Raw genomic sequence first — 16,776 nt, 5'->3', positions numbered from 1 at the left:
CTACTCGGACGCAGGACGCGGTAGATCAGGGACATGATGGATATGGGCAGTTTTCTGGGGGTGGACAAGTCTATCACGGGCCGCCGTTGGGTGGGGCCCACATCCGACATCGACAGACATGCGCAAGCCCTGGCCCAGCAGACCGACCTGCCCGCACCCCTGTGCAATGTCCTTGCCCGCCGCGCCATACCCGCGGACGAGGCCGCAGATTTTCTGGACCCTACCTTACGCAACCTGTTGCCCGATCCACGGAAGCTGAAGGATATGGAGCCCGCCGCCGCCCGTGTCCTGCGCGCCCTTGACGGCGGGGAAAACGTGGCGATCTTCGCTGATTACGACGTGGACGGCGCGACCTCGGCCGCGCTGCTGATCGACTGGTTTCGTCATTTCGGGCGCGCGGTCACGCTGTATATTCCCGATCGGATCGACGAAGGCTATGGCCCCAACGTGCCCGCGATGGAGGCGCTGGCGAAGGATCACAGCCTGATCATCTGCGTCGATTGCGGCACCCTCAGCTTCGAGCCCATTGCAGCTGCGCGCGCAATGGGCGCCGATGTCGTCATTCTGGATCACCATTTGGGCGCCGAAACCCTGCCCGACGCGAACGCCGTGGTGAACCCCAACCGGCAGGACGAAATCGACGCGCCAGGATATCTGTGCGCGGCGGGTGTCGTCTTTCTGCTGCTTGTTGAACTGCGGCGCCAGTTGCGCGAGGCCGCACACCCCGGACCCGATCTGATCACAATGCTCGATCTTGTGGCGCTTGGCACGGTCGCTGATGTGGCGCCACTGATCGACGCCAACCGCGCTTTCGTGCGGCAAGGGCTGAAGATCATGGCCCGACGCACGCGCCCCGGAATGGTGGCGCTGGCCGATGTCGCGGGCCTGAATGAAGCGCCGCGCGCCTATCATCTGGGCTATCTGATGGGTCCGCGCGTGAATGCCGGCGGCCGGATCGGAAAAGCTGACCTTGGCGCGCGACTTCTGTCGACCACGGATATGAACGAAGCCCATTCGATTGCAGCAAAACTGAATGAACTCAATGCAGAACGGCGCGAAATTGAAGCCCGCGTTCAAGATGCCGCGATGGCGCAAGCCGAGGAACGAGGGCTGGACAGGTCGCTGGTTTGGGCCGCCTCCGATGGCTGGCATCCGGGGGTCGTCGGCATCGTCGCGAGCCGTTTGAAAGAGGCCACAAACCGACCCGCCATCGTCATCGGATTTGATGGCGACGAGGGCAAGGGTTCGGGCCGATCAGTCACAGGCATCGATCTGGGCGCAGCGATCCAGCGCCTTGCGACCGACGGGCTGATCACCAAGGGCGGCGGTCACAAGATGGCCGCCGGGCTGAGCCTGACCCGCGATCAGTTGGAACCGGCCATGGACCGGCTGGCACAGCTATTGGCCAAACAAGGCGCAGGAGAGTTGGGCGCGGCGGACCTAAAGATTGACGGGCTGTTGATGCCGCCTGCCGCAACCGTGGATTTGATCGAAACGCTGGAACAGGCGGGCCCATTCGGTGCCTCTGCCCCCGCACCGCGCTTTGTCTTTCCCGATATGCAGATCCTGTTTGCCAAACAGGTTGGGCAGAGCCACCTGAAGGTCAGCTTTGGCGACGGGTTGGGCGCACGCATCGACGCCATCGCTTTCGGCGCGTTCGACGGCCTGCTTGGTTCGACGCTCCAGCAACACGGAGGCCAGCGTTTCCATCTTGCGGGGCGCCTTGAAATCAATCAATGGCAAGGCCGCACCAGCCCCCAATTGCGCCTGGAGGACGCGGCAAAAGCCTGATTTTATGGCCGTTCCAGTTTTTTCAAAAAAGCTGAGAATACCTCTTGCACGGCCCGAACCTTTCTCCTAGAACCCCCTCACCAACAGAGTGGCCCGTTCGTCTATCGGTTAGGACGCCAGGTTTTCAACCTGGAAAGAGGGGTTCGATTCCCCTACGGGCTGCCACCTTCCAATTAAATATGACAGCTTTGTGCGGATGCAGCCGGAACTGCGCTATGGATATCGCTATGACATCTGCGCGTCTGCGACTGGCCTATAGCCCTTTGGAAAACTGGCACACTCCGCGTTTGACGACATGCACCAGAATTGTGCGACGCGCATTTCTAGGCGTTGAGAGACCCTAAATCCCTATGTGCTAAGGCCACCTGCGGTCGCTACGTAATCTGCGCCGGCGGACAGACCTCCGGTCGGAAAATCGTCATGCAGGCCCGACCCTTACCCTTGGACATATAAAGCGCGAGATCGGCATCGGCGATCATTTGCGCGGCATCCGGTGCGGCGTAGTCACTGCTACGCACAATGCCGATGCTGGCTGAAATTTGACAGGCTTTACCGGCGAAATCGACCGGGTGTTCCAACCGCAAAATAATACGCCGCGCAAGACTTTCTAACCTGTTCTCATCAGTCAGACGATTCAGCAAGATGATAAACTCATCACCACCGACACGCGCCACCATGTCACCATCACGCGTCATGTTAGACAGAACCTGCGCCACTTCGCGCAAGACGGCATCACCCGCCGCATGACCCAGCGTATCGTTCACAGTCTTGAAAAAATCCAAGTCGATATGCATCAACGAAAACTGACTGCGTGTGCCAATGTAGCGTTTCAACGTCGCATCAAAGGCGCGGCGGTTGCGCAACCCCGTCAGGCCATCGGTCATCGCTTCAACCTGCGCTTCGGCTTTTTCACCATGCAGACGGTGCGCAAGCTTGGTTGTCGCCGTCATTGCAGCGGTTTTCGCCTCCATCAAATACAGCATCTCGACCGTCAGGTCTGTTGGCGCGAAGTCCGACCCGGCCAGCTGATAGCGCGCCACTGCATCGACCATCGAATATCCGAATGACAGGTTCAAAAGCACCAGATTCGTGCCAGGCATTACGGCAAAAGCCCCGACCATGTTGGTGCCTGAGCCATCTTTCAGCCGCAGATGAACCTTGGCTCCGCCCAATTCTCGCACATGCTCCATTGATCGAACAACTCGTGGACGCCGGAGTTCAAACAACGAGAATGCACTGCGCCCAACCAATTCACCACCAAGAACCTTGACGATGGTCGGACCTGCATGGGTGATGCGGGCGGCATCGTTGATCAACAGATGCATTGGCATCATCTGATCCAGCGTGTGAAACGCTATCGAAATTGCCATATCGTCCGTCATGTCGCCCCCGGCGCCGCAAGGTGGAACGTACGGCCCACGCCATGACGCATCTTCAACAACCGAACCGAGATCTTTTCGGTCGTCCCTTCGCGCCCCAGATGTTCCAGATAGGCAAGCGCGCCGTAATCATCGGCCAGTGCGCGCAAAATGCCCAACAGAATGAAACCAACGCCGGGGGCGACATCTCGGCAGGTCACCAAGAACTCTTCTGTCGAAAACTCGTCCAGCTCGATCACCGGCAGGTCCAGATCGGGCACTGCCAGTTGCGCGCGACCGCGCAGATCTTCAAGCGAGTGAAGGAAATCCGGGTAATCGACCCCACCAAAGCGCAAAAGCCGGCGCACACGTTCGACCCTTTGATCTGTCACCAGAAACGTCCCAAAGTCTTCCAGAAACGTGTCTGGCGGCTTGTTCAACTGCCGCGCGGCTTCTGCAATAATTGCATTCGCGAGGCTTACTTCATATCGAAACAAAGGCTCGAAACTGTCATGTTCCGTGTCCACCTCTCGCATGATTGCGCGCCATCGTTCGGCCCCGTAGGTGAAAATCAGGAACCCTTCGAAACACCAAAAAATCAAACCATGTATCGTCATAATGCACTCGTTTCCCCGCCACACTAGAAGCCGAGTGTAAATAAACTACAAACGCGCGGCGGTATTATTGCCCCTCGCGGTCCAGCCACGCTGGTATGTAGCCGATATCATCAAGCACGACATCGGCAAACGGGGCCAGTTCGTCTGCAGTTGCAAGGCCCGTCAGCACGGCGATGGTTTTCATTCCCGCTGCCCGCCCGGCGTGCAGGTCATGCAGGCTGTCGCCCACCATCGCAACACGCTCTGGCGCAAGGTTCATGGCCCGCGCAAACGCCAGACAGGGGCCCGGGTCGGGTTTCGCGCCGTGGCCGCTGTCATAACCGGAGATAAAGTCTAAAAGGTCAGTGATCCCCGCACCGTCCAGATGCGCGCGCGCGGGTCGCTCTGCATCGTTGGTTGCGACCCCGACCCGCAATCCGCGCTGGCGCAGGACATTCAGAAAGGGCACAAGCGCAACCGCTTCGACCTGGGGGGCGACAGCGGCCTGTTCGTTAAGAAGTGTTTCCAAATCTTCGGCAGAATAGGCGGTATGTTGCCGAAGTGCTGATACGATCTGCGAGGGGGTGCCAGCAATCACCACGCTGTCGCGCCGGAATTTTTGGGCGTCGACATCGAACCCGATCTCGTGACCAATCTGGCGCGCACGGATCAGGTTGCTGTCGGTCAGACGCAAGAGCACCGACAAAGCCCAACTTTCCCAAGTCGCTTCGAACAGAAACAACGTACCATCCTTGTCAAAAAGCAGTCCATCAACCGGCATGGTGCGTCCTTTCTGTTAAAACCTTATCATATTGATATGTAATAAATTTATGGCTTAGGTCCAGTGCATGTGTGCGCCACCAGGCAAAGCCTGTCGTGCCACTGCTATATGCTGATACGGCATATTCAGCGCATCGCAAGCCCGTACCACCCACGCATCATCCATCAGCATAAAATCCAGAACCGAACCAAGGAACGCCGGATCCCCCGCCCCTTGGCGCAGCGCGTCCTGATCGGCCCCTGTCGAGCCCATAAAAACCGGCAGCAGGTCTTCGTCAGACACAAGCCACGCCAGCACATTCAGGGCCGTGGCCTCGGCGGTTTCTGGGGTCATGCTCATTCTCCTTAACGTTTGGAAAGGTTTTATTAACCAATATGGCAGCAAAGTGGAAAGGCAATCCAAACCGGCATCGTGCCGCAATGACAAGGGCGATTTGACGACATGAGTGAGAGAATCCTGATCGCGGATGACCTTGCGACCAACCGGATCGTGTTGAAGGTAAAGCTGACCGTCGCCTGTTACGAGGTGATACAGGCTGACCGCTGCGCCGATGTGGTAACCCTTGCCCGTGATACGCGACCCGACCTGATCATTTTGGGTCGTGGTCGCAACGATTGCAGTCTGGCCACCTGTCGCAATTTGAAGGCGGACCCCACACTTGGCTCGATCCCGATTATCATGGTGTCCGATCAGGACGACCAGCGTACGCGACTCGAAGCAATCATGGCGGGGGCTGATGACGTTTTCTCGAAGCCCTTGAACGAGGCGACGTTGATGGCGATGGTGCGCAGCCTGATCCGGGCGCGGGGTACCGACGACGAGGTGCTGCGCAGGCGGGATCTGTCGCGCGATTTCGGCTGTGCCGAGGCACCTGCCCTGTTTGCGCGCCATGCCCGGATCGCGTTGATCGCGCCGGATGCGGAAACAGGCATTTACTGGCGGATGCACCTTGCCACGGAAATCCGCCACAAGATTGATATCATGACACAATCCCAAGCGTTAGAGGATGTCAGTGCGTTGGGCGGCGTGCCCGACGCCTTCGTCATCGCCTCGACCCTCAGCGAAACCTCGGACGGTCTGCGATTGGTCAGCGAATTGCGCTCGCGCCAGACCACCCGTCATTCGGTGATCGTCGTGCAGGATTGCGGAGAGACACCGTCGCCCTCGTCGATGGCGCTGGACCTTGGGGCTCACGCGGTGTTGCGGCCGGGCTTTGACGCGCGGGAACTGGCACTGCGATTGACCCGGTTGCTGGCCCGGAAATTCGAAGGCGACGACCTGCGCGCAAGCTTCAACACCAGCCTGGCGCTGGCTGTCCGCGACCCGCTGACCGGGCTGCACAATCGCCGCTTCGCCCAGAGCTATCTGGATCGGCTGGAGCGCGAGGCGCGCCAGAAGGATCAATCCTATGCCATAATGCTTCTGGACCTTGATCGGTTCAAATCCATCAACGACCGCTTCGGCCATCCGATCGGTGACGAGGTGCTGGTCGAAGTGGCCCGGCGTCTGAAAGAAAAGCTGCGCGATCTGGACCTGCTGGCAAGATATGGGGGCGAGGAGTTTTTAATCGCTCTGCCGGGCGTTACCCGCCTTCAGGCACAGGCCATGGCCGAACGCTTGCGCCGGGCGGTCGGTGATCGTCCAATTGGCGCCGGGGTGTTGCCCAAAGGTATTCCGGTGACCATATCCATCGGCGTTGCGGTATCTGGTGGGCTACCCGGTGGCACGCATGAACTGCTGCAACTCGCCGATCAGGCACTGTACCGGGCCAAGGCGGATGGGCGCAATCAGGTCACGTTCGTATCGGACGCTGCCTGATCACCGCGCACGTTTGCGGACCGAGCGTTCAAGTCGATCGGCGAAAATCGAACGCTCGTCCGGGGTCATCTGGTCAATCCGCTCGATCAAAACCGAACGCGCCAGCGCACCGCGGGTTTGCAGGCGTTCGGCCTGACGGTCCATGACCGAAGACAGCACATCAGGATCGAACGGGTTAGCACGCAGGGCTGATAGAATTGTTTGGAATTCATCCGCCAGCGCCTTACGGTTATCGCCAAACGAACCGCTGCGCTGGCGAAGGACCTTGCCGATCTGGCGCCGGTCGTCACGGTCCAACGCGCCGGCAAGTGGCGCAAAGCCCATATCGCGGATTGCAGCGTGATTGGGGCCGCGCATGTCGAACCCGTGGTCACGATGATAACCCCACTTGGCCCCCGCAATCATACCGACGATCAGAAGATTGAAAGTCAACGAAACCGCCAACAGCACGCGCGGCCATTTGCGTCGGCGGGGCGGGGACGCGGAAGTTTGAGGGGTGTTAGAGTCGCTCATCCCTCATCCTCCAGCAAAATATCAATGTTCAGATATCCCGGGGTCAGATCTTCCAGCGCATAAAGGTCGGCGGCCAAGCTGATCTCGGTGCCCGCGATCAGCCCACCGGACAGGGCCTCGACCTCGGTCGGGGCGGCAATGCCGATCCAAAGCCCCGCAACGGTCGCTGTTGCCATCCCTGCCAGCGCAGGCCAGCCGCCAATGGCGGCAACCAGATCGCCCCAGATACCCCGCGCGGCGCGCGCATCATCCGAGCGCAAAATCGGTGCATCCGACATAATGCTGCCTTGCGGCCGATGCGCGGCAGCATCATCAAGGATCGCTGCCACAAGCGCATCGGACGTTTGCGGTGATTCGCGCCGGGCTGCGTCGAAAAACGCATCCAGCGCCTTATCGTCCAGCATGGGTTTGTCAGTCCGTGTCATATCCCAACTCCTCTCGCTGGTCTGCAAGTGCGATTGCCAGCGCTTTCTTGCCTCGGGCCGTCAGACTTTCGACCGCCTCGGTGCTGATGTCCATGATCTGCGCAATCTCGGGGTTCGCCATGCCTTCGATATGGCGCAGGGTCACGGCCATTCTCTGGCGCTCCGGCAGGTTGTTCAGCGCGGATTGCAAGGCGACCGCCCGATCTGCCTGGATCATTCCATCGACGGCAGCGGGCGCGTCATCGGTGGGCTCTTCTATCGCGTCGATATCCACAGTGCGCCGTTTGCGCAATCGGTCGGTGCACAAATTCGACACCACCCGAAACAACCAAGTCGACACCTTCGCCTCGCCCGTGCGCCATTCCGGTGCGATCTTCCACAGACGCAACATGGCCTCTTGCGTCACGTCTTCGGCCTCGGCCCGATCACCACCCAAAAGACGGGTTCCATAACCCAGAACCCGCGGCGCAAGCCTGCGGGTCAGAAGCTCTGCCGCCATCGGATCGCCGTTCCCGTACAAGACGAGAAGCGCGTCATCCGTGGCTTCTGCATACGCGTCCAAGGCCATTTCCATCCGTCCTGCCTAGCCGCTCTGCCACGCAGTGACAACGGGCGCATGTGCCCCCACGAAACGCAGGGGCACGGGCGAACCTTATCCGCCGTTACGTTTGCCGTAGCCACCTTTGCCATGTCCACCTTTGCCGTGACCGCGCTTACCTTTACCGCGCATGAAGGCTTCCTTTTGCGCCGCATCAAACTCGGCTTGCGAGAGCGCGTTATCATCATCGGTGTCAAACCGGTCAATCATGCGGTCCATACGGGCCTGATCCGGTGCCACCTCATCAAGGCTGAGCGTGCCGTTGCCGTTACTGTCCCGCTTGGCGATCATGTTTTCCATCATCCAACGCATCCGCTTTTCTGCCATCGGACCTTTTTCTTTACCTTGACTTTGAGTTTGACGCTGGCCCTTGCCCTGATTGCCAGCTTTGGCTTGGCGTTCAGCCATCTTTGCGGCCCGCTGGGCCTGCATTTCTTCGATCGACAGCTCGCCGTCGCCGTCCGTATCAGCGGCTGAGAAGCGGGCTTCGGCATGAGCTTTCAAATCTTCAGCAGTGATTTGACCGTTGGCATCAATGTCCAGATCAGTGAATTCCATTTGCATGAAACCGCGTCCCATACCTTGCATGCCGCGCGCATCCTTGCCGCCAAATGCTACTGCAGAGGTCGCGCCAAATGTCAAAGCCGCGCCCAATGCCAGTGCGATTGCCGTTGCCGTCTTTGCTTTCATAGCAGTCATAATCTGTTCCTTTTTTCTTTTGCCTGTACCCGCCGAGCCTGTATTTGATCGGCGTTACAAACATTGAACGCGGCTGGGGCGGGTTTCCGTCGCGGTTTTGCAAAAAAATTGCGGCATCCCGCCGCAAAAGCAAAACGGGGCATGGTTTTCTTGGTTTCATTCCATAGAATGGCTTGGTGCGCGACAAAGGAAATATGAATGACCGACGTGACGACACTGAACACCCCGCCCGTGTCTGATGACGGGCTGCAACGCGAGTTGAAGCCCGCGATCAGGAAAGGTTGGCGCAAGCTGTGCCCAAGCTGCGGTACCGGCAAGATGTTCAAAGGATACCTGAAGGTGCAGGATACCTGCACGGTGTGCGGCGAAGACCTGTATCACCACCGCGCCGATGACGGCCCTGCTTACCTAACAATCCTTGTGGTGGGCCATTTGATGGCCCCCCTTCTACACATCACCTATGTGAATTTTGTGCAGGAACCGATGATGCTGGCGTCAATCTTTACGGTGGGGACGGTGGCGACATCACTCTATTTGCTGCCCCGCTTCAAAGGGTTCATGGTCGGTTTCCAATGGGCCAAGCGAATGCACGGTTTCAAGCTTGACGGCGACGTATAGGGGACATCATGGACAAGTCGAAGATCCTGCGGGATGCGGCCACGGTTATTCTGATCCGCGACAAGGCAACGCGGCCGCAAGTTCTGATGGGACAACGCGGGGCCAAAGCGGCCTTCATGCCCAACAAGTTCGTCTTTCCCGGCGGGGCGCTTGATCTGGACGACCAACACATTCCCTTGGCCGAAGGCGGGGCCGAGCCGTGTTTGACCCGTCTGGGCGAAGATGCCGACCCGGCCATCGCGTCGGCACTTCTGGTGACAGCCATTCGCGAATTGTGGGAAGAAACCGGCCAGATGCTGGGCGCACCGGGTGATTGGGGCGGAACTATTCCCAATGGCTGGGAAGGCTTTGCGGATGCGGGCCTGATCCCATCCGCCCGCGGCATGGCCTTCGTCTTTCGCGCCATCACGCCCAAGGGCCGCACACGTCGGTTCGATGCACGGTTCTTTGCAGTGGATGCGGGCGAATTACGCACCGATATCGACGATTTCTCGCGCGCCTCGGACGAGTTGAGCAACCTGCAATGGATACCGCTGGACAACGTCCGCCGCTTCGATTTGCCCTTCATCACCGAGGTCGTTCTGGCCGAGATCGTCGGCAACCTGCCCGATCTGGGCGCACCACCACAGGTGCCGTTCTTTAACAACTCGGACGAAGAAAGCCTGTTTAAACGTCTGGGCGGGGTTGGGCCATTGACCGCCGCTGGCTGACGGCTATTTCAGAAACAAGACCAGCACTAGGACCGAGGTCAGGATCAACGCGGTCCCCGCATATTCGCGCCCTGTAACCGTCTCGCGGAACACAAACAGCGTAGCGGCGTACGAGAACAGAAGTTCGACCTGCCCCAACGCTTTGACCAGCGCGGCGTTTTGCAACGCGAAGGCCGTAAACCAACAGAAACTGCCGATCATCGAGCTGAGCCCGACCAGCGCCCCCACCCGCCAAGCGGCCAGAACGCGGCTGATCTGGCCTGCTTCACGCAGTGACATCCAAATCAGCATGACCACCGACTGAAACGCCGTGACCACCGCAAGGGTGAAGCCCGCCCGCGCCACCACGTCCTGAACCGGAAGCGACAGCGCCGCGCCGCGATAGCCAATCGCCGAGACCGAGAACAAAAAACCCGCCCCCAGCCCCAGAGCGGCGGCGCGGTTGAAAAAGCGTCTGAGACCGGGTTTGCCGCCGGTTGGCGGGTCCGACAGCAGGATCAAGCCCAGAAACCCGACCGCGATTGCCAGACCGCCCGCCAGACCGACTCCTTCGTCCAACACCGCAAGCCCGACAAGTGCGGTCAACACGACCTCGGTCTTTTTGAACGTGATGCCGACGGCAAAATTGCGTTCGGAAAAAAGGGCAATGACGCAGATCGTGGCAAGGATTTGCGCAATGCCTCCGGTAAAGGCAAACAGGAAGAACCGCCCGTCCGGCACCGGCGCGGATTGATCCGTCACGCCCAGATAGGCCACCAGGATCACCGCCACCAGTGGTGCGGAATAGACAAACCGCGCCAGCGTCGCACCCGTGGCTGACAGCCGCGTGTCCTTCAGCCGCTTTTGCAGCATGAAGCGCAGGTTTTGCGAAAACGCCGCGGCGATGGTGATGGGGATCCAGGCTTGCATCCCTGCCCTTTGCCACGGGCCGGGCGAAAACGCCAGCGCGCTTAGACGGTCTTCAACCTCGACAGGTCATAGCCGTTGAACCCCAACACATCCCGCGCGGCTGTGATGCGATCATCCCCACCGGTCTTGGCACGGTCGATGATCCAGCCGAAACTGCCCGACGGCGTGCCAATCGCTGCGGTGCGGTAATCGGCATCGACCCAAAGCACCCAATATTGTGTATCAAACGGTGCCGCGCCCACCTTGATACGGCCCGGCGCGGGTTGGGTCGCCCGATAGTGATCTAGCAAACCGGATGGCCCATAGACATCCAGCGCGATGATCTTGCCGCCCGCTTGCGTAAAGACGACAGCACCAAAAGACGGCACTTCGCCGGGATAGACGAATTCGCCCCGGATCACCCAGCGCCCGGCAAAGCGCGCTGCGTCAAACCGCGTGGTAGAGTTCAGCCCCCGCGAGGTTTTGCGGTGAAAGCGCACGCCACCTCCGCCGCCCATGCAAGCGGCCAGCCCGGTGCCTGCCGCCAGCGCCACCGCACCAGTCAATAGCCGCCGCCGATCCATACGCTTGCTCCTTTTGGTTAACGTTCCCGATCCTAACCGCTTTCGCCGCCCGGCGTCAAAACGGCATCGGGTGGGCGCGGTGTGCGCGGTCGATGTCGTCCAACACCTCGTCCGACAAGGTCAGGTCCTTGCCATCAAGGATTCGTGTCAACTGCTCCTTGGACGAAGCACCAAAGATGGTCGACCCCATGAACGGGCGCGAAACGGCAAAAGCCAGCGCCATATGAACAGGGTCAAGCCCGTGTTTCCGCGCAACATCGTGATAAGCGGCAACCGCGTCAAACGCGCGCGGAGTAGCCCGCCCGCCAAGCCCCGGTGTCCGGTCCAACCGTGATCCTTTGGGCACCACGTTGTTTTGATATTTCCCGGTCAAAAGACCCGCCGCCAAGGGCGAATAGGACAGCACGCGCACGCCTTCGTTCATACACAGCTCGGCCAAATCAGTATCGGCCAACCGGAACAGAAAACTGTATTCATTCTGAACCGAGATCACCTCGGGCGCGCCCATCTCGCGCGCGATGCGCAGCCATTCTGCCGTGCCCCAAGCGCTTTCGTTGGACAGCGCAAAGTGACGCACCTTGCCTTCGCGCACCAGATCGGCCATCGCGCCCAGCACGTCGCGCATATGCGCCTCGACCTCGCGCTTGTTCTGGCCCGAAGGGTCAAACCTCCAGTTCTGCCGAAACGCATAGCTGCCACGTACCGGCCAATGGGTCTGATAGATATCGATGTAATCAGTGTTCAGCTTGGTCAGGCTATCCTCGACCGCCTCGCGGATGATGGCACCATCATAACCCTTGCCGTCCCGCTTCCAACCTTCATTATTGCCCGAGACTTTGGTCGCGATCACCACGTCACCTCGCCGCCCGGTCTTGGCGATCCAACTGCCGATCACCTGCTCGGACCGCCCGCAGGTTTCGGCGCGGACGGGGGCGACGGGATACATCTCGGCGGTGTCGATGAAATTGATGCCGTGATCCAGTGACTGGTCGATCTGGGCGTGACCCTCGGCCTCGGTGTTGATAGTGCCCCATAGCATCGAGCCAAGGCACAGGGCGCTGACCTCCAACTGTCCGCCTGCCAGTTTGTTCATCCGCATCGACACATCCTTTCTGTCTGTTCGCCGCGGCAAGGTTGCCCATCGCACTACTTAGGGCAACCCCAAAACGCCGCCTGCGAAACAGTGTCAGAATGTCGTGTTTACCGCACCGCCATCCAGCAGGATATTCTGCCCCACCATGAAGCCCGCATGTTGCGAGCACATGAAAGCGCAGGTGGCGCCGAACTCGTCAATCGTGCCGTATCGCCCGGCCGGAATGGTCCCCTGACGGGCGGCGCGGGCATCGTCCATGGTGACGCCCTGTGCCTCGACCACGCCTTTGTCCAGCGCGGTGGCGCGGTCGGTATCGTGGATGCCCGGCAGCAGGTTGTTGATGATCACACCTTGCCCAGCCACCTGACGCGCGGTGCCCGCGACGAAGCCGGTCAGCCCGGTGCGCGCGGTGTTGGACAGGCCAAGAACCGCGATCGGGGATTTCACCGACTGGCTGGTGATGTTCACCACCCGCCCCCAGCCGCGGTCGGCCATGCCGGGGATAAGCGCCTGCATCAGGGCAATCGGCGCCAGCATGTTGGCGTCAAAAGCGGCGATGAAATCTTCACGGTTCCAATCTGACCACATACCCGGCGGCGGCCCGCCTGCATTGGTGACCAGGATATCCACATCGCCTGCCGCCTCAAGCAAAGCCGCACGTCCATCTTCTGTCGTCACATCGGCGACGACCGTTACCACGTCAACGCCGGTCTTGGCCCGGATGGCCTCAGCGGCGGCCATAAGCGGCCCCTCGGTCCGGGCATTCATCACCAACGACACACCCTCACCCGCCAATGCCCGCGCACAGCCCAACCCCAAGCCTTTGGATGATGCACACACCAGCGCCCGCTTGCCTGTAATACCCAGATCCATCAGTCTCTCCTATTTTTCCGGCAACCCGTGTTCAGTTCGGTCCAGACCTAGCAGGGGCGCCGCGACAGGGGAAGCGCATCGTTGTTGCGCCGCCCCGCCCCCGTCGCTATATGCCATTCCATGTTGGACACCGCATCAAACCGCCCCGAACTGCCGCCCGAGATTGCGCGCCGTCGCACCTTTGCGATCATCAGCCACCCGGACGCCGGCAAAACGACCCTGACCGAGAAATTCCTGTTGTATGGCGGCGCCATCCAGATGGCCGGACAGGTGCGCGCCAAGGGTGAAGCGCGACGCACGCGGTCAGACTTCATGAAGATGGAGCAGGATCGGGGCATCTCGGTCTCGGCATCCGCCATGTCGTTCGATTTCGGAAAATACCGTTTCAATCTGGTCGACACGCCCGGCCACTCGGACTTTTCCGAGGATACCTATCGTACGTTGACCGCCGTGGACGCCGCCGTGATGGTGATCGACGGGGCGAAAGGTGTCGAAAGCCAGACGCAGAAATTGTTCGAGGTCTGCCGCCTGCGCGATCTGCCCATCCTGACCTTCTGTAACAAGATGGACCGCGAAAGCCGGGACACCTTCGATATCATTGATGAAATTCAGGAAAACCTTGCCATTGACGTTACGCCCGCCAGTTGGCCTATCGGTGTGGGTCGCGATTTCCTGGGCTGTTATGACCTGCTGAACGACCGGTTGGAACTGATGGACCGCGCCGACCGCAACGTGGTGGCCGAAACGATCGAGATCAACGGCCTGGACGACCCCAAACTGGCCGAACACGTCCCCGAACACCTGCTTGGAAAGTTCTTGGAAGAGGTCGAAATGGCGCGCGAATTGCTGCCGACCCTCGACCCTCAGTCCGTTCTGGAAGGCCACATGACCCCGATCTGGTTCGGCTCGGCGATCAATTCGTTTGGCGTGCAAGAGTTGATGCAGGGCATTGCGGATTATGGCCCCGAACCACAGCCACAGCAAGCCAACCCCCGCGCCATCGCGCCCGAAGAAAAGAAGGTCGCAGGCTTCGTCTTCAAGGTGCAGGCCAACATGGACCCCAAACACCGCGACCGCGTTGCGTTCATGCGGCTGGCGTCGGGCCACTTCACACGGGGCATGAAGCTGACCCATGTCCGCACGAAAAAACCGATGGCTGTGTCAAACCCGGTCTTGTTCCTTGCCTCAGACCGCGAACTGGCAGAGGAGGCCTGGGCGGGCGACATTATCGGCATCCCCAACCACGGCCAGTTGCGGATTGGCGATACCTTGACTGAAGGTGAGTTGATCCGTGCCACTGGCATCCCGTCTTTCGCACCTGAGCTTCTGCAAGTTGTCCGTGCAGGCGATCCGATGAAAGCCAAACATCTTGAAAAAGCCCTGATGCAGTTCGCCGAGGAAGGCGCAGCCAAGGTGTTCAAGCCCAATATTGGGTCAGGTTTCATCGTCGGCGTTGTCGGCGCACTTCAGTTCGAAGTGCTCGCCAGCCGGATCGAGTTGGAATATGGCCTGCCCGTGCGGTTTGAGGCGTCACAATTCACCTCGGCCCGCTGGATCATCGGCGACAAACCCGAAGTCGAAAAACTGGTCGAAGCGAACAAGCAGCACATCGCCCATGACAATGACGGAGATCCCGTATTTCTGACCAGACTTCAATGGGATATCGACCGTATTGAACGTGATTATCCAACATTAAGATTGGCTGCGACGAAGGAAATGATGGTCTGAATGGTGATGCAGAGGCTGGGCCGGAAGGCGACATATGTCGGTCTAACCGCTCAACAACGGCAATACGAGTGCAGGATTGTTCACAAACTCACCCATGTTGTTGACCACGCCCCCATTTTTCTTTACCTCAAGAGGATATTGAAGGGGCGTTATATTTGCGCACCGGCCATACGGGCCTTCCCTTCCCATCCGCACGGGCGAAGATGTCCGTGAAACAGGACATGCATGATTAAATTTTCTGACCTAAAGCTCAGCCCTAAAGTGCTGAAAGCCGTTGAAGAAACCGGCTACACCAGCCCCACCCCTATTCAGGAAGGCGCCATCCCGCCCGCGCTTGAAGGGCGCGATGTGCTGGGTATCGCCCAGACCGGCACCGGCAAAACCGCCAGCTTCACCCTGCCAATGATTACCGCCCTTGCGCGCGGCCGTGCACGGGCGCGCATGCCGCGATCACTGGTGCTATGCCCTACGCGGGAATTGGCCGCGCAGGTGGCGGAAAACTTTGACACCTATGCCAAACACGTCAAACTGACCAAAGCGCTTCTGATCGGCGGTGTCAGCTTCAAGGAACAGGATCAGGCGATCGACCGCGGTGTTGATGTGCTGATCGCAACCCCCGGCCGCCTGCTGGACCATTTCGAACGTGGTAAGCTGCTGCTTACTGGTGTGCAGATCATGGTGGTGGACGAAGCCGACCGTATGCTCGACATGGGGTTCATCCCTGATATCGAGAAGATTTTCTCGCTTACCCCTTTCACCCGGCAAACCCTGTTCTTCTCGGCCACCATGGCGCCCGAAATCGAGCGGATCACCAACACCTTCCTTTCAAACCCCGTCAGGATCGAAGTCGCGCGCCAAGCCACAGCGTCCGAGACGATCACTCAGGAATTGTGCATGTTCAAAGCCTCGCGCCGGGACCGTGCCGCATCGGAAAAACGCAATTTGCTGCGCGCTCTGATCGACCGCGAAGGCGACGCCTGCACCAACGCGATCATCTTCTGCAACCGCAAGACCGACGTTGATATCACTGCAAAATCGCTTGCGAAACACGGCTATGATGCCGCGCCGATCCATGGCGATCTGGAGCAGTCCAAACGAACCGAAGTACTGGACGGCTTTCGCGCCGGAACACTTCGGTTCCTATGTGCTTCCGATGTCGCGGCCCGTGGGCTCGACATTCCGAATGTAAGTCACGTATTCAACTATGATGTGCCTGGCCACGCCGAAGACTATGTTCACCGTATTGGCCGGACAGGTCGGGCTGGACGCGACGGCAAAGCAATCATGATCTGCGAGCCGCGAGATGAAAAGAATCTGGACGCCGTCGAACGCCTGATTGATGGCAAGATCCCGCGCGTCGAAAGCCCGCTGCCTGACAAACCTGCGCGCGGCCGGAAAAAAGACGACGAGGAACAACAGGACGTCGCCCCCAAACGCGAGCGCAAACCCAAGGACGAACAATCCGCTAAACCACGCGATGACGCTGAAAAAAAGCCGCAAAAGGACCAGAAATCAGCGCAAGAAAAGTCCGGGCGCGGGCAACGCGGCGGACGCCACGACAACAAACAGACCGTCGGCATGGGCGACCATCTGCCCGACTTCATCGCAAAAAGCTTTGCCGAACGCCGCACCGGCTAAAACGCTTCACATAACAGAAAGCCCGCAGCACTGCTTGCGGGCTTTTCTTATGAACCAACCGTCCT

18 protein-coding genes and 1 tRNA gene are annotated in these 16,776 nt (G+C 59.6%); 7 read left to right on the top strand and 12 right to left on the bottom strand.

The annotated features are described in order from the left end of the window. The first annotated feature begins 42 nt into the window (after positions 1 to 42). The gene (gene recJ / locus MN186_RS00980; RefSeq protein ID WP_242111199.1) at positions 43 to 1,791 is read left to right on the top strand and encodes a single-stranded-DNA-specific exonuclease RecJ; all 1,749 of its coding nucleotides are present in this window, start codon (positions 43 to 45) and stop codon (positions 1,789 to 1,791) included. 90 nt (positions 1,792 to 1,881) lie between these two features. After that, positions 1,882 to 1,956: transfer RNA gene (locus tag MN186_RS00975), tRNA-Glu, on the top strand. 209 nt (positions 1,957 to 2,165) lie between these two features. On the opposite strand, the gene MN186_RS00970 is transcribed toward MN186_RS00975, so the two are convergent. The 4 genes from MN186_RS00970 to MN186_RS00955 form a co-directional block, all read right to left on the bottom strand. Next, positions 2,166 to 3,173, bottom strand: a complete 1,008-nt coding sequence (locus MN186_RS00970; protein WP_242110953.1) for a GGDEF domain-containing protein — start codon at positions 3,171 to 3,173, stop codon at positions 2,166 to 2,168. Then, the gene (locus tag MN186_RS00965; RefSeq protein WP_242110952.1) at positions 3,170 to 3,766 is read right to left on the bottom strand and encodes a heme NO-binding domain-containing protein; all 597 of its coding nucleotides are present in this window, start codon (positions 3,764 to 3,766) and stop codon (positions 3,170 to 3,172) included. Before MN186_RS00965 ends, MN186_RS00970 begins: the two co-directional genes overlap by 4 nt. Positions 3,767 to 3,830: 64 nt before the next feature. Then, complete coding sequence (locus MN186_RS00960) at positions 3,831 to 4,526, bottom strand: HAD family hydrolase (protein ID WP_242110951.1); 696 nt, start codon at positions 4,524 to 4,526, stop codon at positions 3,831 to 3,833. 54 nt (positions 4,527 to 4,580) lie between these two features. Then, positions 4,581 to 4,865, bottom strand: coding sequence for a DUF3572 domain-containing protein (locus MN186_RS00955; protein WP_242110950.1), 285 nt, complete (start codon positions 4,863 to 4,865; stop codon positions 4,581 to 4,583). Positions 4,866 to 4,967: 102 nt separating this feature from the next. Between MN186_RS00955 and MN186_RS00950 the strand changes: the two genes are divergently transcribed. Continuing rightward, positions 4,968 to 6,344: a diguanylate cyclase gene (locus MN186_RS00950; protein WP_242110948.1), complete on the top strand. Its 1,377-nt coding sequence runs from the start codon at positions 4,968 to 4,970 to the stop codon at positions 6,342 to 6,344. Here MN186_RS00950 and MN186_RS00945 read toward each other — a convergent pair whose 3' ends face one another. The 4 genes from MN186_RS00945 to MN186_RS00930 form a co-directional block, all read right to left on the bottom strand. Next, entirely contained in the window at positions 6,345 to 6,857 is a 513-nt protein-coding gene (locus tag MN186_RS00945; RefSeq protein WP_242110946.1) for a periplasmic heavy metal sensor, read from the bottom strand. Then, a complete protein-coding gene (locus MN186_RS00940; protein WP_242110944.1) occupies positions 6,854 to 7,282 on the bottom strand; it encodes a hypothetical protein in 429 nt (142 codons plus the stop codon). The genes MN186_RS00945 and MN186_RS00940 overlap by 4 nt, the downstream gene beginning before the upstream one ends. Beyond that, entirely contained in the window at positions 7,269 to 7,856 is a 588-nt protein-coding gene (locus MN186_RS00935; protein ID WP_242110943.1) for an RNA polymerase sigma factor, read from the bottom strand. Before MN186_RS00935 ends, MN186_RS00940 begins: the two co-directional genes overlap by 14 nt. A gap of 78 nt (positions 7,857 to 7,934) precedes the next feature. Next, positions 7,935 to 8,579 carry an EF-hand domain-containing protein gene (locus MN186_RS00930; protein WP_242110942.1) on the bottom strand — a complete coding sequence of 215 codons (645 nt, stop codon included), beginning with the start codon at positions 8,577 to 8,579 and terminating at the stop codon, positions 7,935 to 7,937. 198 nt (positions 8,580 to 8,777) lie between these two features. On the opposite strand from MN186_RS00930, the gene MN186_RS00925 reads away from it, so the two are divergent. Both MN186_RS00925 and MN186_RS00920 read left to right on the top strand, forming a co-directional pair. After that, a complete protein-coding gene (locus tag MN186_RS00925) occupies positions 8,778 to 9,197 on the top strand; it encodes a DUF983 domain-containing protein (protein ID WP_242110941.1) in 420 nt (139 codons plus the stop codon). Positions 9,198 to 9,205: 8 nt separating this feature from the next. Then, positions 9,206 to 9,907, top strand: a complete 702-nt coding sequence (locus tag MN186_RS00920; protein ID WP_242110940.1) for an NUDIX hydrolase — start codon at positions 9,206 to 9,208, stop codon at positions 9,905 to 9,907. A gap of 3 nt (positions 9,908 to 9,910) precedes the next feature. Here MN186_RS00920 and MN186_RS00915 read toward each other — a convergent pair whose 3' ends face one another. The 4 genes from MN186_RS00915 to MN186_RS00900 form a co-directional block, all read right to left on the bottom strand. After that, on the bottom strand, positions 9,911 to 10,816 hold the full coding sequence (locus MN186_RS00915; RefSeq protein WP_242110939.1) for a DMT family transporter: 906 nt from the start codon (positions 10,814 to 10,816) through the stop codon (positions 9,911 to 9,913). Between the two features lie 41 nt (positions 10,817 to 10,857). Continuing rightward, complete coding sequence (locus MN186_RS00910) at positions 10,858 to 11,379, bottom strand: lipocalin family protein (RefSeq protein ID WP_242110938.1); 522 nt, start codon at positions 11,377 to 11,379, stop codon at positions 10,858 to 10,860. A gap of 55 nt (positions 11,380 to 11,434) precedes the next feature. Next, positions 11,435 to 12,478 (bottom strand): aldo/keto reductase, encoded by a 1,044-nt coding sequence (locus tag MN186_RS00905; RefSeq protein WP_242110937.1) that lies wholly within the window; start codon positions 12,476 to 12,478, stop codon positions 11,435 to 11,437. A gap of 87 nt (positions 12,479 to 12,565) precedes the next feature. Then, the gene (locus MN186_RS00900) at positions 12,566 to 13,345 is read right to left on the bottom strand and encodes an SDR family oxidoreductase (RefSeq protein ID WP_242110936.1); all 780 of its coding nucleotides are present in this window, start codon (positions 13,343 to 13,345) and stop codon (positions 12,566 to 12,568) included. Between the two features lie 120 nt (positions 13,346 to 13,465). On the opposite strand from MN186_RS00900, the gene MN186_RS00895 reads away from it, so the two are divergent. Continuing rightward, entirely contained in the window at positions 13,466 to 15,073 is a 1,608-nt protein-coding gene (locus MN186_RS00895) for a peptide chain release factor 3 (RefSeq protein WP_242110935.1), read from the top strand. Between the two features lie 225 nt (positions 15,074 to 15,298). Further along, on the top strand, positions 15,299 to 16,711 hold the full coding sequence (locus tag MN186_RS00890) for a DEAD/DEAH box helicase (protein WP_242110934.1): 1,413 nt from the start codon (positions 15,299 to 15,301) through the stop codon (positions 16,709 to 16,711). Positions 16,712 to 16,776 lie beyond the last annotated feature (65 nt).

Origin of the sequence: Aliiroseovarius sediminis (genome assembly GCF_022678485.1) — a bacterium.
In the GTDB taxonomy this organism is placed as follows: domain Bacteria; phylum Pseudomonadota; class Alphaproteobacteria; order Rhodobacterales; family Rhodobacteraceae; genus Aliiroseovarius; species Aliiroseovarius sediminis.
Note: the sequence above shows the minus strand (reverse complement) of the source record. Positions and strands in the feature narration are given on the sequence as shown.